Source organism: Agarivorans sp. JK6 (assembly GCF_045277145.1).
GTDB lineage: Bacteria > Pseudomonadota > Gammaproteobacteria > Enterobacterales > Celerinatantimonadaceae > Agarivorans > Agarivorans albus.
In genome coordinates this window covers 2,919,438-2,937,500 of the sequence record NZ_CP113525.1, presented here as the reverse complement: position 1 = coordinate 2,937,500, position 18,063 = coordinate 2,919,438, and the positions used below count along the sequence as shown (strand labels likewise).

The window sequence follows — 18,063 nt, the reverse complement described above, 5'->3', positions numbered from 1 at the left end:
TGATGGCCAAGCTGTCTCCACCCGAGACTCAGTGAAATTGAAATTGCCGTGAAGATGCGGTGTACCCGCGGCTAGACGGAAAGACCCCGTGAACCTTTACTACAGCTTGACACTGAACATTGACCCTACATGTGTAGGATAGGTGGGAGGCTTTGAAGCGTTGTCGCCAGATGACGTGGAGCCGACCTTGAAATACCACCCTTGTAGTGTTGATGTTCTAACGTTGGTCCCTTATCGGGATTGCGGACAGTGTCTGGTGGGTAGTTTGACTGGGGCGGTCTCCTCCCAAAGAGTAACGGAGGAGCACGAAGGTTGGCTAAGTATGGTCGGACATCATACGGTTAGTGCAATGGCATAAGCCAGCTTAACTGCGAGACAGACACGTCGAGCAGGTACGAAAGTAGGTCATAGTGATCCGGTGGTTCTGTATGGAAGGGCCATCGCTCAACGGATAAAAGGTACTCCGGGGATAACAGGCTGATACCGCCCAAGAGTTCATATCGACGGCGGTGTTTGGCACCTCGATGTCGGCTCATCACATCCTGGGGCTGAAGTCGGTCCCAAGGGTATGGCTGTTCGCCATTTAAAGTGGTACGCGAGCTGGGTTTAGAACGTCGTGAGACAGTTCGGTCCCTATCTGCCGTGGGCGTTTGAGAATTGAGGGGAGCTGCTCCTAGTACGAGAGGACCGGAGTGGACGAACCGCTGGTGTTTGGGTTGTTATGCCAATAGCATTGCCCAGTAGCTACGTTCGGAACTGATAACCGCTGAAAGCATCTAAGCGGGAAGCAGGCCTCGAGATTAATTCTCACTAGGACTTTAAGTCCTCTGAAGGGCCGTTGGAGACTACAACGTTGATAGGCAAGGTGTGTAAGTGCTGTGAGGCATTGAGCTAACTTGTACTAATTACCCGTGAGGCTTAACCATACAACACCTAAAGGGTGTTGCTTATAGATACTTTATTTTAGAAACCATGAATACTTGTTAGTGCTCATGAGATGTTTCAGCTTTTTCGAATGTTAAAGACAACAGTTTTTGCCTGGTGGCAATAGCGTTGTGGACCCACCTGACTCCATGCCGAACTCAGAAGTGAAACGCAACTGCGCCGATGATAGTGTGGGGCTTCCCCATGTGAAAGTAGGTCACCGCCAGGCTCCTATACTAAGCCCTCGTCTAACGACGAGGGCTTTTTTATTGCCTGCGATTTAGTCGCCCAGGCATACCAATCGCACAATCCTCTATAGATTCATCAACAGCACTAACCTAGTGCATCACAGACATCGCCCTCTTGCACATACAAGGTCGACCAGTGATTACGTTTGGCGTGTTTCTTGGCAAGGCTAGCCCGTTTAAGTGGAAGAAAACATTTCTATCAATTAGGTGGTTGTCGATTAAAAAAGCCTGTTTAACAAACAGGCTTTTTTAATCGAGAAAGTGATTGTGGATTTACTAGAGCTTCAGCTCAGACAAGTATTTCTTGAATCGGTCTCTTAGTTCTGGGTGGCGTAAGCCAAATTCGACGATAGCTTTCATATAGCCAAACTTACTACCGCAGTCATGGCTTTTTCCAACCATGTAGTAAGCCTGAGTAGTTTCTTTTTTCATTAAACTAGCGATGGCATCTGTTAACTGAATTTCATCTCCAGCGCCTGGAGGTGTTCTAGCTAGCTCTTTCCAGATTTTAGCTGATAATACATAACGGCCTACAACAGCAAGATTAGAAGGAGCATCCTCAACAGCGGGTTTTTCTACAGAACCCACCATATCTGCAGAATCTCCAGATTTAAGCTCGCTGCCGTTGATATCTACAATACCAAACTTGCTAACATCTTCTTGCGCTACCGCTTCAACCATTACTTGGCTAGAGCCTGTGTGGTTAAACTTCGCCACCATGTCTGCCAAGTTTTCAGTGCGAAGGTCTGAGGTTGAGTCATCCAGCACTACATCTGGAAGAAGCACGGCAAAAGGTTCGTCGCCAATAAGTGGGTGAGCACATAGAATTGCGTGTCCTAGACCTTTTGCCACACCTTGTCGTACATGCATGATGGTAACGTCTTTTGGACAAATAGAACGTACTTCATTGAGCAATTGACGCTTTACCCGTTTCTCTAATGTAGCTTCTAGTTCGAAGCTGGTATCAAAGTGGTTTTCTATTGAGTTCTTACTAGAGTGGGTTACTAAAATGATCTCTTTAATGCCTGCAGATATAGCTTCTTGAACAACATATTGAATTAGCGGCTTGTCTACGATGGGTAACATCTCTTTAGGGATGGCCTTGGTGGCGGGTAGCATTCTTGTTCCTAGTCCTGCTACTGGTAGTACCGCTTTTCGTACTTGTTGGGTCATTTTCAGTCTCTTGAAAAAGTAAGGTTAAATGCCCGTGCACTGTAACATGCCAAAATGACATTTTAAATTGAGATATTTGCGAATAGATATCTCTGTGATAATTTTTTGAAGTGGAGAAGCCATCGCCCTCGCGGTGGTAGCGAGCTACGGACGATGTTAGGTGGGTAACTTAGTCTACGTAGATTCGGTCTTTATTATCGAGGTAAATCTTTTCACCAATGCCTGGCACTAGCACAATTTGTTCAATGTTCTTGAAGTTACCATGTTGCTGGCGGTACTGAACAATTGCTGTTGATTTCGACTCTCCTACGCCTTTTAAAGAATCTAGTTGTTCTGCGCTGGCAGTATTTAAGTTGATTGGTGTTAAATTTTCATTAGCTAAGGCTAATTGTATATTCATTAAACTAAATACGAGCACCAATGCCAGCTTAAGTAATTTCATGGTTTATTCTCCTTTTTGATAAAACCATGAATAACAGTAGAGGATATGTTTTATATGCGAATCACTCATTTGGGCTAAATTGTGACACTAAAATGACAAATGGGCGATCGCTCGCCCAATTAGATTAAGGAAGTACTTTTTTGAAGGGCTTTACACTTACCTTTGCGTAAACACCTGCAGCCACATAAGGGTCTGCATCTGCCCAGGCTTTTGCATCTTCTAAGCTTGCAAACTCTGCTATTACTGTAGAGCCTGTGAAGCCTGCTTCTGCTGGGTCATCAGCATCAATAGCGGGCATTGGGCCAGCAACCAATAGTCGCCCTTCGTCGAGTAAAGCGTTTAAACGCTCTAAGTGTGCAGGTCGCGCTTGTTTGCGATTATCTAAACTATTAGCCACATCTTCTGCATAGATTACATACCACATACTATTAATCCTTTTTCTCTGTGAGTGATTCTTTTTGTTCTTTAGGTAAGTGTTTGTATAAGTAAACGACAGTGCCTACTGTAAACACCAAGGTTAAGCCGAGTAGGCCAAACACCTTAAAATTAACCCAAAATTCTTCTGAGAAACTGAATGCGATATAGAGGTTTAGTGTTCCGCAAGCGATGAAAAAAAGTGCCCATGAGACATTCACTTTTGACCAAACATTATCAGGTAAGGTCATTTCTTTGCCCAGCATCTTTTTGATCAGTGGGTTACCAAATGCAAACTGACTCACTAACAGCACTAAACCAAAGATCCAGTTAATAACGGTAGGTTTCCATTTAATAAAGTTATCGTCGCGCAGGATTAGAGTTAAGCCACCAAAAACCAATATAAGAACAAAGGAGATGAGATGCATTTTCTCAACTTTTTTGTTTTTAATATATGAAATTAGCAATAAGACCGCAGTTGATATCATTAACGCAAGAGTTGCAGCATATATGTCTTTTAAGTAATAGGCTGCCAAAAAAATAACTAAAGGGATAAACTCGAAAAATTGTTTCATAGTTCCTCAGCGTAAGCTGTTAATAAAAAAGCCGCTAAAAAGCGGCTTTTGATAGTAGCAAGATCTTTAACTAAACGGTAGCCGCTTTCATGTCACTGGCAAATTGCTTGAGTGTTACAAGCATTTGTGCTTTGTCATCAAGGTTGTTTTCGATGATCTTAACTACGGCTGAACCCGATATCGCACCAGCTGCGCCAGCTTCAATGGTTTCTTTAACCTGTTGAGGAGTTGCGATGCCAAAACCCAGTAAAGCTGGCGGCGCATTATGTTGCTTAAGTTTGTTTAACAATTCTCCCACAGGTGCGCCTGCTTTGGTTTCTGTACCGGTAACGCCTGCTCGGCTAACAAGGTAGGTGTAACCTTGTCCATACTCGGCCACTTTGGCTAAAGTCGCTTCATCGGCGTTTGGTGGTGCAATAAAGATGCTTTGCAAGCCATGCTTATCAGCAGCTTCTCTAAAAGGCGCTGACTCACGAATAGGCACATCTGCAACCAGCACCGAGTCTACGCCTGCTGCTGCCAGCTTTTGATAGAAAGAATCAATACCGGTTGAATATACGAGGTTAGCGTATAACAACAGACCAATAGGTACCTCTGGATGTTTTTCACGAATAGCACTGAGCATTTCTAAACATTTAGGAGGGGTAACATCAGCTGCTAATGCGCGAACGTTAGCTCCTTGAATAGTAGGGCCGTCGGCTACTGGATCAGAGAAGGGGATACCCAACTCTAAAGCATCTGCTCCACCTTCAACTAAGGCATCAACAATGGCTAGAGATTGCTCTAAATTGGGATCGCCAAGTGTTACAAAGGGAACGAAGGCGCCTTGTTTTTCGCTTGTTAGACGTTCAAATAGATTAGCGTAACGTTGCGTCATTATAAGCTTCCTCTTTGTTCGAATATTTCGGCTACGGTAAAGATGTCTTTGTCGCCACGCCCCGATAGGTTTACCAACAATATCTGTTCTTTGTCTTTATCTTGCTTAGCGAGTTTTAGCGCGTAAGCCAGCGCGTGAGCAGACTCTAGAGCGGGAATAATACCTTCACTCTCAGCTAGAGTTTGGAATGCGTCCAAGGCTTCTTCATCGGTAGCTGATTCATAATCTGCTCTGCCGATTGAATTCAAATAAGCATGCTGCGGGCCTACTGATGGAAAATCTAAGCCAGCTGAAATTGAATAAGACTCTTCAATTTGACCATTTTGGTCTTGCATCAATAACGAATGCATACCAAAAAACATACCTTTGCGGCCATGTTTAAGTGGAGCGCCATGTTGGTCGGTATCAATACCTTTACCCGCAGGTTCTACGCCAATTAGTTTTACATCTTCTTCTTTGATGAAGTCTGCAAACATGCCGATTGCGTTAGAGCCACCGCCCACACATGCAATTACCGCATCAGGCAAGCGACCTTCGGTCTCAAGAATCTGCTGTTTGGCTTCTTCGCCAATCATTTTCTGGAATTCGCGAACAATGGTTGGGAATGGGTGAGGGCCGGCTGCTGTACCTAATAAGTAGTGAGCGCTGTCATAACTGGCTGCCCAGTCACGCAAGGCTTCGTTACACGCGTCTTTTAGGGTAGAAGAGCCGCTGTGTACTGGGATAACTTCTGCACCCATTAGCTTCATTCTGAACACGTTAGGCTTTTGGCGTTCACAGTCAATTGCGCCCATGTAAACACGGCACTTTAGACCAAGTAAGGCACACGCTAAGGCGGTCGCTACTCCATGTTGGCCAGCACCGGTTTCAGCAATAATTTCTTTCTTACCCATGCGTTTTGCTAATAGGGCTTGGCCTAACACTTGGTTGGTTTTATGTGCACCACCATGTAATAAGTCTTCACGCTTTAGGTAAATTTTGGTTTTAGTACCCGCAGTTAAATTGCGGCACAAGGTTAGAGGTGTTGGTCTGCCAGCATATTCGCTTAATAGCCCGTTGAACTCTTCAATAAAGCTAGGGTCTTCTTGGGCGTCGATAAAGGCTTGTTCTAGTTGATCGAGCGCTGGCACTAAAATTTGTGGAACAAACTGCCCGCCAAACTCGCCGAAATATGAATTTAGTTTACTCATTGTTGACTCTTATTCGTTAAAAATGGTTAACGCTTACTAATCTGCTTGAGACTAGTACTGTCTAATCTGTTCAAACGCAGCATTAATTTTTGCTGGGTCTTTTACCCCTGGCGCTTGTTCTACACCGGAGTTTAAATCTAAGCCTGCAGCGGCGTAGGCTAGTGCATCTTGAATGTTACTTGGGCTTATGCCGCCTGCTAGCATCGCACCATGACTGTGCTCACCTAACAGTTGCCAATCGAAGGTTTGCCCAGTACCACCGCATTGGCCGGCGACTTTGCTATCAAATAATATTTTGTCTGCGTTGCTTGGCGCTTCTGGTAATGCCTCTCTCACGCCAAGCGCTTTCCAAACTAGGCTGTTGTTAAGTTTTTCTTTTAGCTGCTCGATGAATTGCTCGTCTTCATCACCATGCAATTGCACTGCATGAAGTTTAAGTTGATTGGCAATATTGGCCACTTCTTCAACCGAGCTATTTACAAATACACCCACAAAACTAAGTGGTGCCGCTTGGCTGAGTTTTTCTGCTTGCGCTAGGTTTACGCAGCGCGGCGACTTTTCGGCGAAAATTAATCCGCCGTATACTGCGCCCGCTTGATAAACCGTTTTAACATCTTGCTCGCGTGTTAAGCCGCATACTTTGTTTTCGCCAAGTATGAGTTTACGACAAGCCATGTCTACATCATCTTGGCTCATTAGTGAACTACCTACTAAAAAGCCGTTGGCGTATTTGGCTAGCTCACGCACTTGTTGGTGCTGATAAATGCCTGATTCTGAAATGATGACGCGATCTTCAGGGATTTGTTTGGCCAGCTCTGGTGTTCTGTCTAAGGTAATCGACAAGTCACGCAAGTTACGATTGTTAATACCTATAACTTTGGCATTTAGATCAATGGCACGCTCAAGCTCTTGTTGGTTACTCACTTCAGTAAGTACGCCCATATTTAGCTTGTGGGCTACTTCAGCCAGCAAGCGATACTCGTTGTCATCGAGAACAGATAACATCAGTAAGATGGCATCTGCTTTGTGATAACGGGCTAGATAGATTTGGTACTCGTCAATGAAGAAGTCTTTACATAACACTGGTTGATCAACTTGCTCTCTAACCTGAGTTACATAGTCAAACTCACCTTGAAAGTATTTAGTATCAGTAAGCACCGAAATGGCCGCAGCATAGTTTTTATATACGCCAGCAATTAGGTCTAAGTCGAACTCTGGGCGAATCAAGCCTTTAGATGGAGAAGCCTTTTTACACTCAAGAATAAACTTAGCGGGTGAGCCTGATAGCGCATCATAAAAACTGCGCTCTGTGGGCTTAACCTGATCTATAAAGCTTGCTAGTGTTTGGCTTTGCATACGCTCTGCTAACCAAATTTCTTTGTCAGCCACAATTTTATCTAGAATGGTGGTTTGTTTTGTTTCTGCTTGGCTCACTGACTCATCTCCGCCAATTGGTTTGCTAGGGTTAGTGGACGACCAGAGGCCATTTCATCTAAGGCCATTTTAACGCCTTGAGCAACATCATCAGCTTTACCTGCAAGTTTAAGTAACAAGGCAACATTAACTGCAACAGCTGCTTGTTGTGCTGGTGTAGCGGTGCCTTGCAATAACTGCAAAGTGATGGCTTTGTTTTCTTCAGGAGTGCCACCTTTAATGGCATCTAGATCGGCTTGCTCAACACCAAAATCAGCTGGGCTTAAGCTATATTCGGTAATCTTGTCGCCGTTAATCTCCGCAATTTGAGTCTCACCATGAATGGCTACTTCGTCTAAGCCAGCACCGTGAACCACCATGGCTTTTTTCATACCTAATTGTTGCAAGGTATGCGCGATGGGCGAAATAAGCGCCGGGTCATAAACGCCCATCACTTCCATACTTGGATGAGCTGGGTTAATTAGCGGACCTAGTACATTAAAGATGGTGCGTGTTTTTAAGGTTTGGCGCACCGGCATGGCGTGGCGTACACCGGCGTGGTACTGCGGTGCAAACAAAAAGCACAGGCCCAATTCGTCTAAACATTTGCGCGCGGTATCTGGGGTCATTTGAATGTTAATTCCCAAGGCGGCCAATAGGTCTGAAGAGCCCGACTTGCTCGATACACTGCGGTTACCGTGCTTGGCAACCTTAACCCCTAAACTTGCTGCAACAAACGCTGAGGTGGTTGAGATATTAATGGTGTTGTGGCCATCACCGCCGGTGCCAACAATATCTGCAAAGTCGTATTCAGGGCTTGGGAAAGGCGCAGCGTTGGCAAGCAAGGCTTTGGCTGCACCTGCAATTTCCTGCGGTTGCTCGCCTTTAATCTTTAGCGCGGTTAACAGTGAAGATAGGACAATCGGCTCTACTTCACCTTGAATCACCTGACTAAACACCTGCTGCGCTTGTTCAATGCTTAAGTCTTTTCCTTGATATAGCTGCTCTAAAATAGCCTGCATTACGCTTGCTCCTTTTGGGTGGCCCAGTCTAGGCTGCGGGCTAATAGTGTTGCCCCTTCGCTGGTTAAAATGGATTCGGGGTGGAATTGAAACCCAACAATCTTGTCTTGTTCGTTGATTATCGCCATTGGCATGTTTTGATAATGAGCATTCACTACAACCCCATCTGGCATTGTAGTGGCTACTAACGAGTGGTAGCGCGCTACTGGCAGAGGATTGCTTAGACCTTCAAACATAAGGCGGTTGTCGTGTTCAATTGCCGACGATTTACCATGAACAATTTCATCTGCTTTACCCACCACACCACCGTAGCTTTCTACTAGTGCTTGGTGGCCAAGGCAGATACCAATAATAGGTACTTCGCCTTTACATAAGTCGATAAGCTCTAACATGCAGCCCGCTTGCTGTGGGTTACCAGGGCCTGGTGATAAAACCAATACTGGCGGAGTAGGGCTATTATCAATATGTTGCTTAATCTCTTTAGCACTTAAGTGGTTACGGTAAATGCTAACCTCTAAGCCTTGACTACGAAACTGATCAACAAGGTTGTAAGTGAACGAGTCAAAGTTGTCTAACAAAAATACACTATGCGTCATCACTAACATCCTTCAAAGTTGAACCGTGAGCACGGGCAATGGCATTTAGCACCGCTGCTGCTTTGTTGCGAGTTTCATCGGCTTCGGCTTGAGGCTGTGAATCATACACCACACCAGCTCCAGCTTGAACATGCGCGACCTTATCTTTAACAAAAGCAGAACGAATAACGATACAGCTATCCATGTCGCCGTTACCTGCAAGGTAACCAACTGCGCCTCCATAACTGCCTCGGCGCTGCTGTTCTACTTGGCGAATTAACTCTGAAGCACGAATTTTTGGTGCGCCAACAAGGGTGCCCATGTTCATGCAGGCTTGGTAAGCGTGAAGTGCGTCTAGGTCATTACGTAAGGTACCTACTACGCGCGATACTAAGTGCATTACGTGGCTGTAGCGGTCTACTTTTAGTAAATCAGCTACATGGCGAGTGCCAGGCTCACTGATGCGAGCGACATCATTACGGGCTAAATCAACCAACATAATATGTTCAGCGGTTTCTTTTTTATCTAGGCGCAGCTCAAGCTCTAGGCGACCGTCTAAATCTTGGTTAATTGAACCATCGGCGTTAAAGCCACGTTTGCGCGTGCCGGCAATTGGGTAAATTTCTACATCTCGGCTATCAGAGGAGTATTTAATTGCACTTTCAGGAGAGGCGCCAAACAATACAAATTCACTGTCTTGCAGGTAGAACATGTAAGGGCTTGGGTTGGTAATTTTTAATTCGCGGTAAGCGGCGAGGCTGTCAGGGCAAGAGAGTTTAAAACTGCGAGATGGAACTACTTGAAAAATGTCACCTTGGCGAATGTAGTCTTTCATAGTTTCTACATTCTGGCAGAAGTCTCGGTCGCTAATGTCAGCTTCAATCTTCCCTTGGTAATCACTAAGATCTGGCTGTGCCTGTTGGTGATTTTTATGCTCACATAGTTCTACTAAGTGGGCTAAGCGCTGATTTATTCTAGCTTGCTCACCTTCGTTATATACCGAGCCAATTAAGTGAGTCACTTGTTCTTGGTGGTCTATTAGTAGCAATGTTTCGGCGAGGTAGAACTGGTAGTCGGGGCAAATATTGGTGCTTTCGGCGACGTCTTGTAGTTGCTCAAAGCTGGCGATGAAATCGTAGGCAAATACACCGCCGATAAAAACGCCTTTATCATGAGAGGCTAGCTCACCGTAAAGTGTGGTAATTAACCGTAAGGCATCAACAGGAGAGCTCGCTTTTAAACGAGAATCTTCATCTAAATTAGCGGCTGGGAGTGGGTAATCTAACACCAGTTGAGTTGCACTATGCTCGGTGATTAAGCTGTTGTCACTGTGTTCTACAACCGCTGAGATAACCGCTTCACCATTGAGTGACACTGCAGTAAACGTCACTTGACGACCTTTACAAGTGATCTTTAAGGCTGCATCGGCCAAAATTAAACTTTGAAGGTTTTCTTTGCTGTCTATCTCGCAAGATTCTAGCAACACATTGTGCTGACTCTCTTTGCAAAGCTCTTGATATAAGCTTAGTGGGTCAAGCACGTAGCTAGCATCAATTAAGTTGTTGCTTAGCTGCACCCTAGGGTGATTACTCATGGTTCGTTACTCCTCGTTAAGGCCGTAGCGCAAATATAAAAAAAGCCCGCATTAAGCGGGCTTTTTGTTGTTCTGTTCAATGTATTGGAAATACAACAACTCACACCCGTTTATTTCGGAGTGCGCCACCACCAAGATTTGTTGGTAAGAAGAAAAGTTGTCATGCTTATTCCTAGTCATTTTGATAGACTAAGTTAACTGTAAATGACATCACCAAGTCAAGAAAAAATTTAGGAAATTTAATGCGATTTGATTTGCATTGCCATACTACTGCCTCGGATGGTGGCTTAAGCCCAACTGAAATCGTAATGCGTGCTGAAAACATGCAAGTCAACGTATTGGCTATTACTGACCACGACACCACCGCGGGCATTGCAGAAGCAAAAGCTAATGCGAAGCATGTGCAAATTATCACTGGCACCGAAATCTCTACTGCTTGGCATGCTTTTGATATTCATATTGTAGGCTTGAATATTGACGTGACGTCTACAGAATTACAAAGGCACTTGGCTGAACAACGAGACAAGCGAGAAGTTCGAGCTCAAGAAATGAGCCGCCGTTTAGCAAAAGCCGGTATCCATGATGTTTACAGTGATGCGAAACAATTGGCAGGCAATGCCCCGATTACCCGTTCTCACTTTGCCAAGGTATTGGTGGAACGTGGTATAGCAGCTAACTTTAATAAAGTATTTGATAAGTATTTAAGCCGTGGTAATACCGGTTATGTGCCTAATAATTGGATGAGCATGGGCGATGCTATAGAGATTATTCACCAAGCCGGCGGCGTTGCTGTATTGGCTCACCCAACTCATTATGATTTGTCGAATAAATGGGTGCGTAAGTTGTTGGCCGAGTTTGCCGAATTGGGCGGCGACGGCGTAGAAGTGGCAATGCCGCAAATGTCTAAAGACCAATTACTGTGGCTAGCTGATTTAGCCGAACAAAATGGATTACGTGCTTCTCAAGGCTCTGATTTTCATCATCCCTCTCCTTGGCGTGAATTAGGTAGAGGCTTACAATTACCAGAAAAGTGCCAAGCTATTTGGCAGTTGTGGCCTGGCTTCTCTCCTGAATCCAATCGCTAGGCCCATTAATCGCAGGGACAGTTATGAGTCAGTTTTTCTATGTACACCCCGACAACCCTCAACAGCGCTTGATGAACCAAGCGGCTAATCATATTCAACAGGGCGGGGTGGTGATCTACCCAACCGATTCAGGTTATGCCATTGGTTGCCATATTGGTGATAAAGCCGCATTAGAGCGCATTTGCCGTATTCGTCAGTTAGATAAAAACCACCATTTTACTTTAATGTGTCGCGATTTATCTGAGCTCTCGGAATACGCGCGAGTGGGTAACCAAGCTTATCGCTTGTTACGCAACAATACCCCAGGACCATATACCTTTATTTTTAAAGGTACCAAGGAAGTGCCACGTCGTTTACTTAACCCCAAACGTAAAACCATAGGTATTCGAGTTCCCGACAACAAAATTGCATTGGCGATGCTGGAAGCTCTTGGTGAGCCACTAATGTCATCGAGCTTAATTTTGCCGGGCAATGACTACACCGAATCTGATCCGGAACAAATACGCGACCTATTGGAACACCAAGTAGATTTAATTGTTAACGGTGGCTATTTAGGCGAGCAGCCTACTACTGTTATTGATCTTTCAGAAGATGAGCCAGAGATATTGCGCAGTGGCTCCGGTGATACGAGCCCATTTGAATAATGTCTGAACAGGCTTCTCCTACTCAGCAATTAACCCTAGCCAGCGTAAATGGTGAGCCTTGGCTAGACATGCCGGAGGATTTGTTTATTCCGCCGGATGCCATGGAAGTGATTCTGGAGCAGTTTGAGGGGCCATTGGATTTATTATTGTATTTAATCCGTAAACAGAAGTTGGATATTGAACACTTACCAGTATTAGCCATCACCCAGCAATATATGGAATATATTGAAGCAATGCGAATGCTCAAATTAGAGCTCGCAGCAGAGTATTTGGTAATGGCAGCGCTGTTAACCGAAATTAAATCGCGCAGCTTGCTACCAGTACAAGAGCACGAGCAAGTTGAGGAAGATCCAAGGGCTGAGCTTATTCGGCGTCTTCAAGAGTATGAATTATATAAAGACGCTACCGAAAAAGTAGATAGTCTACCAAGACAGCAACGAGATACTTACACAGCTACCATCAACCGCCCTCAAGATATGCCAATCAATGTTATTTACCCAGAAGTGACGATGGATGAGTTGATTCAAGCTATGCGGGGTATTGCTCAGCGAGTGGCTAACTTTGAACATCATGAAATTAAGCGTGAAAAACTGTCTACTCGGCAAAGGATGAGCGATATATTGGCCAAGTTACAACAACACCAGTTTGTCGAATTTAGTCAGTTGTTTTCCTTATCTGAAGGTCGTAGCGGTTTAGTGGTAAGTTTTTTGGCAATACTTGAGTTAGTCAAAGAAGGTTATATCAAGTGTGTGCAAAGTCAGCCTCTGCAGCCTATTCAAGTATTATTGGTTGATGCGGAGATCTCTGAGCATGGCTAAACCCAATTTAGTTAAGTTAGTTGAAGCCGCTTTGTTTGTTGCTGGTAGACCGCTTAGCGTTAAAGAGTTGCAAGCCACGGTGTTGGCAGATGTAGGATTAGCTAAAGCACAAGTGAATATGGTGCTTGAAGAGTTGTCTTTGCGTTATCAAGATTCGGGTATTGAGTTGGCCGAAACCGCATCCGGGTTTCAATTTAGAGCGCGCCAAGAATATGCGCCACAATTAGCCAACTTATGGGCTGAAAAAGCCCCGAAATTTAGCCGAGCAATGTTAGAAACTCTCACTTTAATTGCTTATCGCCAGCCGATTACTCGCGGTGAGATCGAAGCGATTAGAGGAGTGGTCGTGAGCAGCCATATCATAAGTGTATTGAGAGAGCGCAATTGGATCCGCAGCGTTGGACATAAAGAAATTCCCGGCCGTCCTACCTTATTTGCAACTACAACAAGCTTCTTAGATTACTTTGGTTTGAAAGATCTGGCCGATTTGCCAGAATTAGATCAATCTTTACTTGAAAAACTGCCTCAAGACTTTCAGACTTAGCGCACTTTACCACCCGGATAAGAAATATGAGTGAAAAACTTCAAAAAGTCCTGGCCCGCAGCGGTTTAGGCTCACGTCGTGAGATGGAAGCTGTAATTGACGCAGGGAGAGTAAGCGTAGATGGGAGTATTGCCACCTTAGGCGATCGCATCGAAGAAGGGGTTGAAGTAAGGGTGGATGGCCGCATCATCGATATTCAAAAAGTCGAAGATACCATTTGTCGTGTATTGGCTTACCATAAGTCAGAGGGTGAAATTTGTTCTCGCAATGACCCAGAAGGGCGAGAAACCGTATTTGACCGTTTACCACGCTTGCAACATGGTCGTTGGATTGCGGTAGGTCGATTAGATATCAATACCTCTGGTTTATTGTTATTTACTACCGATGGCGAGTTGGCTAACCGTTTGATGCATCCAAGTTTCGAAGTTGAGCGAGAATACGCGGTGCGGGTATTTGGTGATGTAGATGACGAAGTAATTCGTAACTTACGCACCGGTGTTGAATTAGAAGATGGCCGTGCTGCATTTACCACGGTTAAGCGCCAAGGCGGCGAGGGTATTAATCAGTGGTACTCCGTGACACTAAGCGAGGGTCGTAATCGCGAAGTGCGCAGAATGTGGGAATCTCAAGGCATGCAAGTGAGCCGTTTGATTCGGGTTCGTTATGGGCTTATTCCTTTACCTAAAGGTTTACCGCGCAGCGGTTGGCAAGAAATGCCCTTAGATCAGGTAAACTACTTGCGTAAGTTGGTACAGCTAAATAAAGAAGAGAATACGATTATCAAGGTGGAAGATCGTGTTCGCAGTACTCAGCGTATTAGAAAGTCGGTGCGTAAACACCGCTCTCGCACGCAAAGCCAAGCGGCAAAAAGAAGGCGTTTAAAATAGCCCTTTAGCCAATAAAAAAGCTCGCTTAGTTGCGAGCTTTTTTGTTTTGGTCTTTCGTCAGTTCGCAAAGATGGGGCCTGCGCCACTAGACCATAAAATAACAGTTGAGATGAGCACGGTCACCAACATCACCAAGCCTACAGTGACTAGGCTACTGGCAAAGATGAAGCCTCGCTCTTCTGGGATGTGCATAATGATAGGCACACCCGTGTACAGTAAATATACGGCGTAAGTAACGCCAACTAAGCCGGCAACCATAACAAACCAAGGTTCTGGATAAAGCGCGGCGAAACCCACCATATAAATTGGCGTGGCTACGTAAGCAGATAGCTCTAGGGTTTGCTGGTAGGTGGTATCGGTATTAAACGTTTTTGCCATCCAAAGCGCTGCATAAGCTAAGCACAACACTACGGTAACCATGGCAGCATACATAGCCACAGACATGAAAATGGCACTGTCGCTGGTTAATGAAAAACTATTTGCTCCCACCTTCCAACCAATGTGCACGGTAGAAAAGTAACCACAAATGGCAGGAATAAGTGCCATAAGTAATAAGTGTGACAAGCTCGCTCCGATCCCTTCGTGGTGCTTGTCAATGTCTTGCCATTCTTCTTTTGTATGTGAAGCTAGTCCCCAAACATGACTAAATAACATAGGCGCGTCCTCGCTGAAATTAACATTAATGCAACATTAATGATTAAGTTATGCGCGATGTCTATGAAATCGTCAAGTAGTTTATTAATTAAACGATTCTGCTGAGGATTAGGGTAAGAGTAGAGTATTCAAGTGCTTGGCTTGGTTTAATAACAATTTACCTAAGCAAAGTGCTAGTACTTAATGTTTAAATTATTGACCAAGCTCAAGCTTCTGTAGCTGACCTTTAGCGCTAAGTTCTAAGCCGTTTCGATCAATTTTTAATACACTCATTTGTTGGTACCAATCTCCAAGTACTACCCGATACTTGATTGCATCATTGGTTTGCTGAATTGAGTGGATATCTGGTCGGTGGGTATGACCGTGAATCATGTAGTCGATAGCCTGACGTTCAAAGCGCTGTTCAACGGCTTGTTGGTTAACATCCATGATGCCAAGCGATTTGCTGGTATTGGCTTGTTTACTTTTACTGCGGATTTTGTTGGCTATTTTTTGCCGAACAAATAGAGGCAGCAATAAAAATAAGCGCCTAAGCCAAAGCTTTTGAGTCACCTCGCGGTATTCTTGATAACCTACATCGTCAGTGCATAAGGTATCGCCATGCAAAATTAAGACTTTATGACCGTAAAGATCTACCAATTTTTCTTCTTCAAGCAAGGTCATGCCGCAGCGTTTTGCGTAAGCCTTGCCTACCATAAAGTCTCGGTTGCCATGAATAAAGTAACTTGGCACACCCTTATCAGACAAAGCTTTTAACGCTTGCTCTACTTGCTTGGCCACCGGTGTTTTATCGTCATCACCAATCCAAAACTCGAATAAATCGCCCAAAATGTAGAGGGCATCGGCCTTAGGGGCTTGTTGCTGCAAAAAGTCGAGAAAGGCCTGAATAATGTCAGGCCGATCTTCACTTAGATGTAAATCTGAAATGAAATAGGTGTGCACGTAAGCTTATTCCGCAACACTTACAGAAGTGATTAGTACTTCTTCTAAAGGAACGTCTGAGTGAACATAACCAAAGTTACCAGTGTCTACGCCTTTGATTTTGTTAACTACATCCATGCCTTCAACCACTTCACCAAATACGCAGTAACCCCAGCCTTCGGTGGTCTCTGCTTTAAAGTCTAAGAAGGTGTTGTCATTCACGTTAATGAAAAACTGGGCAGATGCTGAGTGAGGATCCATGGTGCGGGCCATTGCCAAGGTGCCAATTTTGTTAGATAAACCGTTGTTCGCCTCGTTTTTGATTGGCGCTTTGGTTTCTTTTTCTTCCATGCCAGATGCAAAGCCACCGCCTTGAACCATAAAGCCATCGATTACGCGGTGGAAGATAGTGTCGTTATAAAAACCGTCTTTTGCATATGCAAGGAAGTTAGCAGCTGTTTCAGGCGCTTCTGCGGTGTTTAGTTTAACCACGATGTCGCCAAAATTTGTATGTAAAGTAACCATTGTTTCACCCTTTTTTGGTAAGTGCACCGATTCTAAACTTTCCCATGTCTACTGACTAGTCACAGCGCTTAATTCGGCTGTTTTTCCTCAAGCGCAGTGTTAGAATAGCCAACCTTAGCAATAGTCAGTAAATGGAACAGGAAACCAATTAGATGTTACAGATATACAATACTTTAACCCGCAAGAAACAAGCGTTTAAGCCCTTAGTAGAAGGGAAAGTGGGTATGTATGTTTGTGGAGTTACCATTTACGACTACTGTCACATTGGCCACGCGCGTACGTTTGTTGCTTTTGATACGGTTGCTCGCTACTTACGTTGGTCGGGTTACGAGCTAAATTTTGTTCGCAACATTACCGACGTAGACGACAAAATTATTAAACGTGCTGCTGAAAACGGCGAAAGCTGCGATGCCTTAACCGAGCGCTTTACCAAAGCAATGCATGCTGACTTTGATGCACTGAATATGCTGCGCCCAGATATTGAGCCTCGGGTAACAACGCATATGCCAGAAATCATTGAGGTGATAGAAAAGCTGATTGCTAATGGCCATGCCTATGTTGCCGACAGCGGCGATGTACTGTTTGAAGTAAGCACCTTCGCCGATTACGGCAAGTTGAGCTTACAAAACTTAGAAATGCTACAAGCAGGCGCGCGAGTAGAAGTAGAAGAAGACAAGCGTAATCCTCTTGATTTTGTGTTGTGGAAAAGTGCCAAACCTGGTGAGCCTATGTGGGATTCTCCATGGGGTAAAGGTCGCCCTGGCTGGCACATTGAATGTTCAGCAATGAATATGAAGCACTTAGGGGATGTATTTGATATTCACGGTGGCGGTTCAGATTTAGCCTTCCCACATCATGAAAATGAAATTGCTCAATCTTGCTGCGCTCATAAAACCAATTACGTGAACTACTGGATGCACTCTGGCATGGTTCAGGTAAACAAAGAGAAAATGTCTAAGTCTTTAGGTAACTTCTTCACCATCAAAGATGTGTTAGAAGTGTATGACCCTGAAACGGTGCGTTACTTCTTGTTGTCTGGTCATTACCGCAGCCAGTTAAATTACTCTGAAGACAACTTAAAGCAATCTCGCTCGGCTCTTGAGCGTTTGTATACGGCCTTGCGTGGTATTGAGCTGGTAGCTGTAGACGAACAAGTAGCAGCTGCTTATCGTGAACCGTTTAAGGCTGCGATGGATGACGATTTTAATACGCCAGAAGCCTTGCCTGTTTTATTCGAGTTAGCAAAAGAAATTAACCGGGTTAAAGAAAGCAATGCAATGTTAGCCGGCCAGTATGCTAGCTTGTTGTTAGAACTTAGCGCAGTGCTTGGCATTTTGACTCAAGATGTAGAAACCTTTTTGCAAGGTGAGCACGATAGTGAAGTGGCTGAGATTGAGGCTTTGATTGCAGCGCGTAACCAAGCGCGAGCTGATAAAGATTGGGCTGCAGCAGACATTGCACGTAATCGTTTAACCGAAATGGGTATTGTGTTGGAAGACGGTGCGGCAGGTACAACTTGGCGTAAAGCCTAAGCAAGG

The 18,063-nt window shown here is 44.7% G+C and carries 19 protein-coding genes and 2 rRNA genes (1 of these 21 cut by a window edge); 8 read left to right on the top strand and 13 right to left on the bottom strand.

The window, feature by feature from the left end; translation table 11 throughout:
* Window positions 1-926, top strand: a 23S ribosomal RNA gene (locus OV592_RS13680) (it extends 1,962 nt beyond the left edge of the window).
* A gap of 111 nt (window positions 927-1,037) precedes the next feature.
* Window positions 1,038-1,153, top strand: a 5S ribosomal RNA gene (gene rrf / locus OV592_RS13675).
* Between the two features lie 295 nt (window positions 1,154-1,448).
* On the opposite strand, the gene galU is transcribed toward rrf, so the two are convergent.
* The 10 genes from galU to OV592_RS13625 all read right to left on the bottom strand — a co-directional run bounded on the left by galU (window position 1,449) and on the right by OV592_RS13625 (window position 10,447).
* Entirely contained in the window at window positions 1,449-2,345 is an 897-nt protein-coding gene (gene galU, locus OV592_RS13670) for a UTP--glucose-1-phosphate uridylyltransferase GalU (protein WP_406608963.1), read from the bottom strand.
* A gap of 169 nt (window positions 2,346-2,514) precedes the next feature.
* Entirely contained in the window at window positions 2,515-2,787 is a 273-nt protein-coding gene (locus tag OV592_RS13665; protein ID WP_406608962.1) for a ComEA family DNA-binding protein, read from the bottom strand.
* Window positions 2,788-2,911: 124 nt separating this feature from the next.
* Window positions 2,912-3,211 (bottom strand): YciI family protein, encoded by a 300-nt coding sequence (locus OV592_RS13660; RefSeq protein ID WP_406608961.1) that lies wholly within the window; start codon window positions 3,209-3,211, stop codon window positions 2,912-2,914.
* A 4-nt stretch (window positions 3,212-3,215) separates the two neighbouring features.
* The gene (locus OV592_RS13655; protein WP_406608960.1) at window positions 3,216-3,776 is read right to left on the bottom strand and encodes a septation protein A; all 561 of its coding nucleotides are present in this window, start codon (window positions 3,774-3,776) and stop codon (window positions 3,216-3,218) included.
* 70 nt (window positions 3,777-3,846) lie between these two features.
* Window positions 3,847-4,653, bottom strand: coding sequence for a tryptophan synthase subunit alpha (trpA, locus tag OV592_RS13650; protein ID WP_406608959.1), 807 nt, complete (start codon window positions 4,651-4,653; stop codon window positions 3,847-3,849).
* A complete protein-coding gene (gene trpB / locus OV592_RS13645) occupies window positions 4,653-5,843 on the bottom strand; it encodes a tryptophan synthase subunit beta (RefSeq protein WP_016400694.1) in 1,191 nt (396 codons plus the stop codon). Before trpB ends, trpA begins: the two co-directional genes overlap by 1 nt.
* A 51-nt stretch (window positions 5,844-5,894) precedes the next feature.
* Window positions 5,895-7,277, bottom strand: a complete 1,383-nt coding sequence (gene trpCF / locus OV592_RS13640) for a bifunctional indole-3-glycerol-phosphate synthase TrpC/phosphoribosylanthranilate isomerase TrpF (RefSeq protein ID WP_406608958.1) — start codon at window positions 7,275-7,277, stop codon at window positions 5,895-5,897.
* Window positions 7,274-8,278: an anthranilate phosphoribosyltransferase gene (trpD, locus tag OV592_RS13635; RefSeq protein ID WP_406608957.1), complete on the bottom strand. Its 1,005-nt coding sequence runs from the start codon at window positions 8,276-8,278 to the stop codon at window positions 7,274-7,276. Before trpD ends, trpCF begins: the two co-directional genes overlap by 4 nt.
* On the bottom strand, window positions 8,278-8,874 hold the full coding sequence (locus OV592_RS13630) for an aminodeoxychorismate/anthranilate synthase component II (protein WP_016400691.1): 597 nt from the start codon (window positions 8,872-8,874) through the stop codon (window positions 8,278-8,280). Before OV592_RS13630 ends, trpD begins: the two co-directional genes overlap by 1 nt.
* Window positions 8,864-10,447 (bottom strand): anthranilate synthase component 1, encoded by a 1,584-nt coding sequence (locus OV592_RS13625; RefSeq protein ID WP_406608956.1) that lies wholly within the window; start codon window positions 10,445-10,447, stop codon window positions 8,864-8,866. The genes OV592_RS13630 and OV592_RS13625 overlap by 11 nt, the downstream gene beginning before the upstream one ends.
* A 242-nt stretch (window positions 10,448-10,689) precedes the next feature.
* On the opposite strand from OV592_RS13625, the gene rnm reads away from it, so the two are divergent.
* From rnm to rluB, 5 genes are read left to right on the top strand one after another with little or no spacing between them, the layout of a single operon-like run.
* Window positions 10,690-11,532, top strand: a complete 843-nt coding sequence (rnm, locus tag OV592_RS13620) for an RNase RNM (protein ID WP_406608955.1) — start codon at window positions 10,690-10,692, stop codon at window positions 11,530-11,532.
* Between the two features lie 23 nt (window positions 11,533-11,555).
* Window positions 11,556-12,176 carry an L-threonylcarbamoyladenylate synthase gene (locus tag OV592_RS13615; RefSeq protein ID WP_016400687.1) on the top strand — a complete coding sequence of 207 codons (621 nt, stop codon included), beginning with the start codon at window positions 11,556-11,558 and terminating at the stop codon, window positions 12,174-12,176.
* Window positions 12,176-12,994, top strand: a complete 819-nt coding sequence (locus OV592_RS13610) for a ScpA family protein (RefSeq protein ID WP_016400686.1) — start codon at window positions 12,176-12,178, stop codon at window positions 12,992-12,994. The genes OV592_RS13615 and OV592_RS13610 overlap by 1 nt, the downstream gene beginning before the upstream one ends.
* Window positions 12,987-13,538: an SMC-Scp complex subunit ScpB gene (gene scpB / locus OV592_RS13605; RefSeq protein WP_406608954.1), complete on the top strand. Its 552-nt coding sequence runs from the start codon at window positions 12,987-12,989 to the stop codon at window positions 13,536-13,538. The genes OV592_RS13610 and scpB overlap by 8 nt, the downstream gene beginning before the upstream one ends.
* A gap of 26 nt (window positions 13,539-13,564) precedes the next feature.
* Complete coding sequence (gene rluB / locus OV592_RS13600) at window positions 13,565-14,425, top strand: 23S rRNA pseudouridine(2605) synthase RluB (protein ID WP_040306893.1); 861 nt, start codon at window positions 13,565-13,567, stop codon at window positions 14,423-14,425.
* 57 nt (window positions 14,426-14,482) lie between these two features.
* Here the strand turns inward: rluB and OV592_RS13595 are convergent, their stop codons facing one another.
* From OV592_RS13595 to OV592_RS13585, 3 genes are all read right to left on the bottom strand, one after another.
* Window positions 14,483-15,079 (bottom strand): Yip1 family protein, encoded by a 597-nt coding sequence (locus OV592_RS13595; RefSeq protein WP_016400683.1) that lies wholly within the window; start codon window positions 15,077-15,079, stop codon window positions 14,483-14,485.
* A gap of 192 nt (window positions 15,080-15,271) precedes the next feature.
* Window positions 15,272-16,021, bottom strand: coding sequence for a UDP-2,3-diacylglucosamine diphosphatase (gene lpxH / locus OV592_RS13590; protein WP_406608953.1), 750 nt, complete (start codon window positions 16,019-16,021; stop codon window positions 15,272-15,274).
* A gap of 6 nt (window positions 16,022-16,027) precedes the next feature.
* On the bottom strand, window positions 16,028-16,525 hold the full coding sequence (locus tag OV592_RS13585; RefSeq protein WP_406608952.1) for a peptidylprolyl isomerase: 498 nt from the start codon (window positions 16,523-16,525) through the stop codon (window positions 16,028-16,030).
* A gap of 152 nt (window positions 16,526-16,677) precedes the next feature.
* On the opposite strand from OV592_RS13585, the gene cysS reads away from it, so the two are divergent.
* Window positions 16,678-18,057, top strand: coding sequence for a cysteine--tRNA ligase (gene cysS, locus OV592_RS13580; RefSeq protein WP_221076723.1), 1,380 nt, complete (start codon window positions 16,678-16,680; stop codon window positions 18,055-18,057).
* Window positions 18,058-18,063 lie beyond the last annotated feature (6 nt).

Excerpts from the sequence above, each read along its gene's own strand:
- galU (WP_406608963.1), bottom strand. The coding sequence starts at position 2,345 with ATGACCCAACAAGTACGAAAAGCGGTACTACCAGTAGCAGGACTAGGA.
- OV592_RS13665 (WP_406608962.1), bottom strand. The coding sequence starts at position 2,787 with ATGAAATTACTTAAGCTGGCATTGGTGCTCGTATTTAGTTTAATGAAT.
- OV592_RS13660 (WP_406608961.1), bottom strand. The coding sequence starts at position 3,211 with ATGTGGTATGTAATCTATGCAGAAGATGTGGCTAATAGTTTAGATAAT.
- OV592_RS13655 (WP_406608960.1), bottom strand. The coding sequence starts at position 3,776 with ATGAAACAATTTTTCGAGTTTATCCCTTTAGTTATTTTTTTGGCAGCC.
- trpA (WP_406608959.1), bottom strand. The coding sequence starts at position 4,653 with ATGACGCAACGTTACGCTAATCTATTTGAACGTCTAACAAGCGAAAAA.
- trpB (WP_016400694.1), bottom strand. The coding sequence starts at position 5,843 with ATGAGTAAACTAAATTCATATTTCGGCGAGTTTGGCGGGCAGTTTGTT.
- trpD (WP_406608957.1), bottom strand. The coding sequence starts at position 8,278 with ATGCAGGCTATTTTAGAGCAGCTATATCAAGGAAAAGACTTAAGCATT.
- OV592_RS13630 (WP_016400691.1), bottom strand. The coding sequence starts at position 8,874 with ATGACGCATAGTGTATTTTTGTTAGACAACTTTGACTCGTTCACTTAC.
- OV592_RS13625 (WP_406608956.1), bottom strand. The coding sequence starts at position 10,447 with ATGAGTAATCACCCTAGGGTGCAGCTAAGCAACAACTTAATTGATGCT.
- rnm (WP_406608955.1), top strand. The coding sequence starts at position 10,690 with ATGCGATTTGATTTGCATTGCCATACTACTGCCTCGGATGGTGGCTTA.
- OV592_RS13615 (WP_016400687.1), top strand. The coding sequence starts at position 11,556 with ATGAGTCAGTTTTTCTATGTACACCCCGACAACCCTCAACAGCGCTTG.
- OV592_RS13610 (WP_016400686.1), top strand. The coding sequence starts at position 12,176 with ATGTCTGAACAGGCTTCTCCTACTCAGCAATTAACCCTAGCCAGCGTA.
- scpB (WP_406608954.1), top strand. The coding sequence starts at position 12,987 with ATGGCTAAACCCAATTTAGTTAAGTTAGTTGAAGCCGCTTTGTTTGTT.
- rluB (WP_040306893.1), top strand. The coding sequence starts at position 13,565 with ATGAGTGAAAAACTTCAAAAAGTCCTGGCCCGCAGCGGTTTAGGCTCA.
- OV592_RS13595 (WP_016400683.1), bottom strand. The coding sequence starts at position 15,079 with ATGTTATTTAGTCATGTTTGGGGACTAGCTTCACATACAAAAGAAGAA.
- OV592_RS13585 (WP_406608952.1), bottom strand. The coding sequence starts at position 16,525 with ATGGTTACTTTACATACAAATTTTGGCGACATCGTGGTTAAACTAAAC.
- cysS (WP_221076723.1), top strand. The coding sequence starts at position 16,678 with ATGTTACAGATATACAATACTTTAACCCGCAAGAAACAAGCGTTTAAG.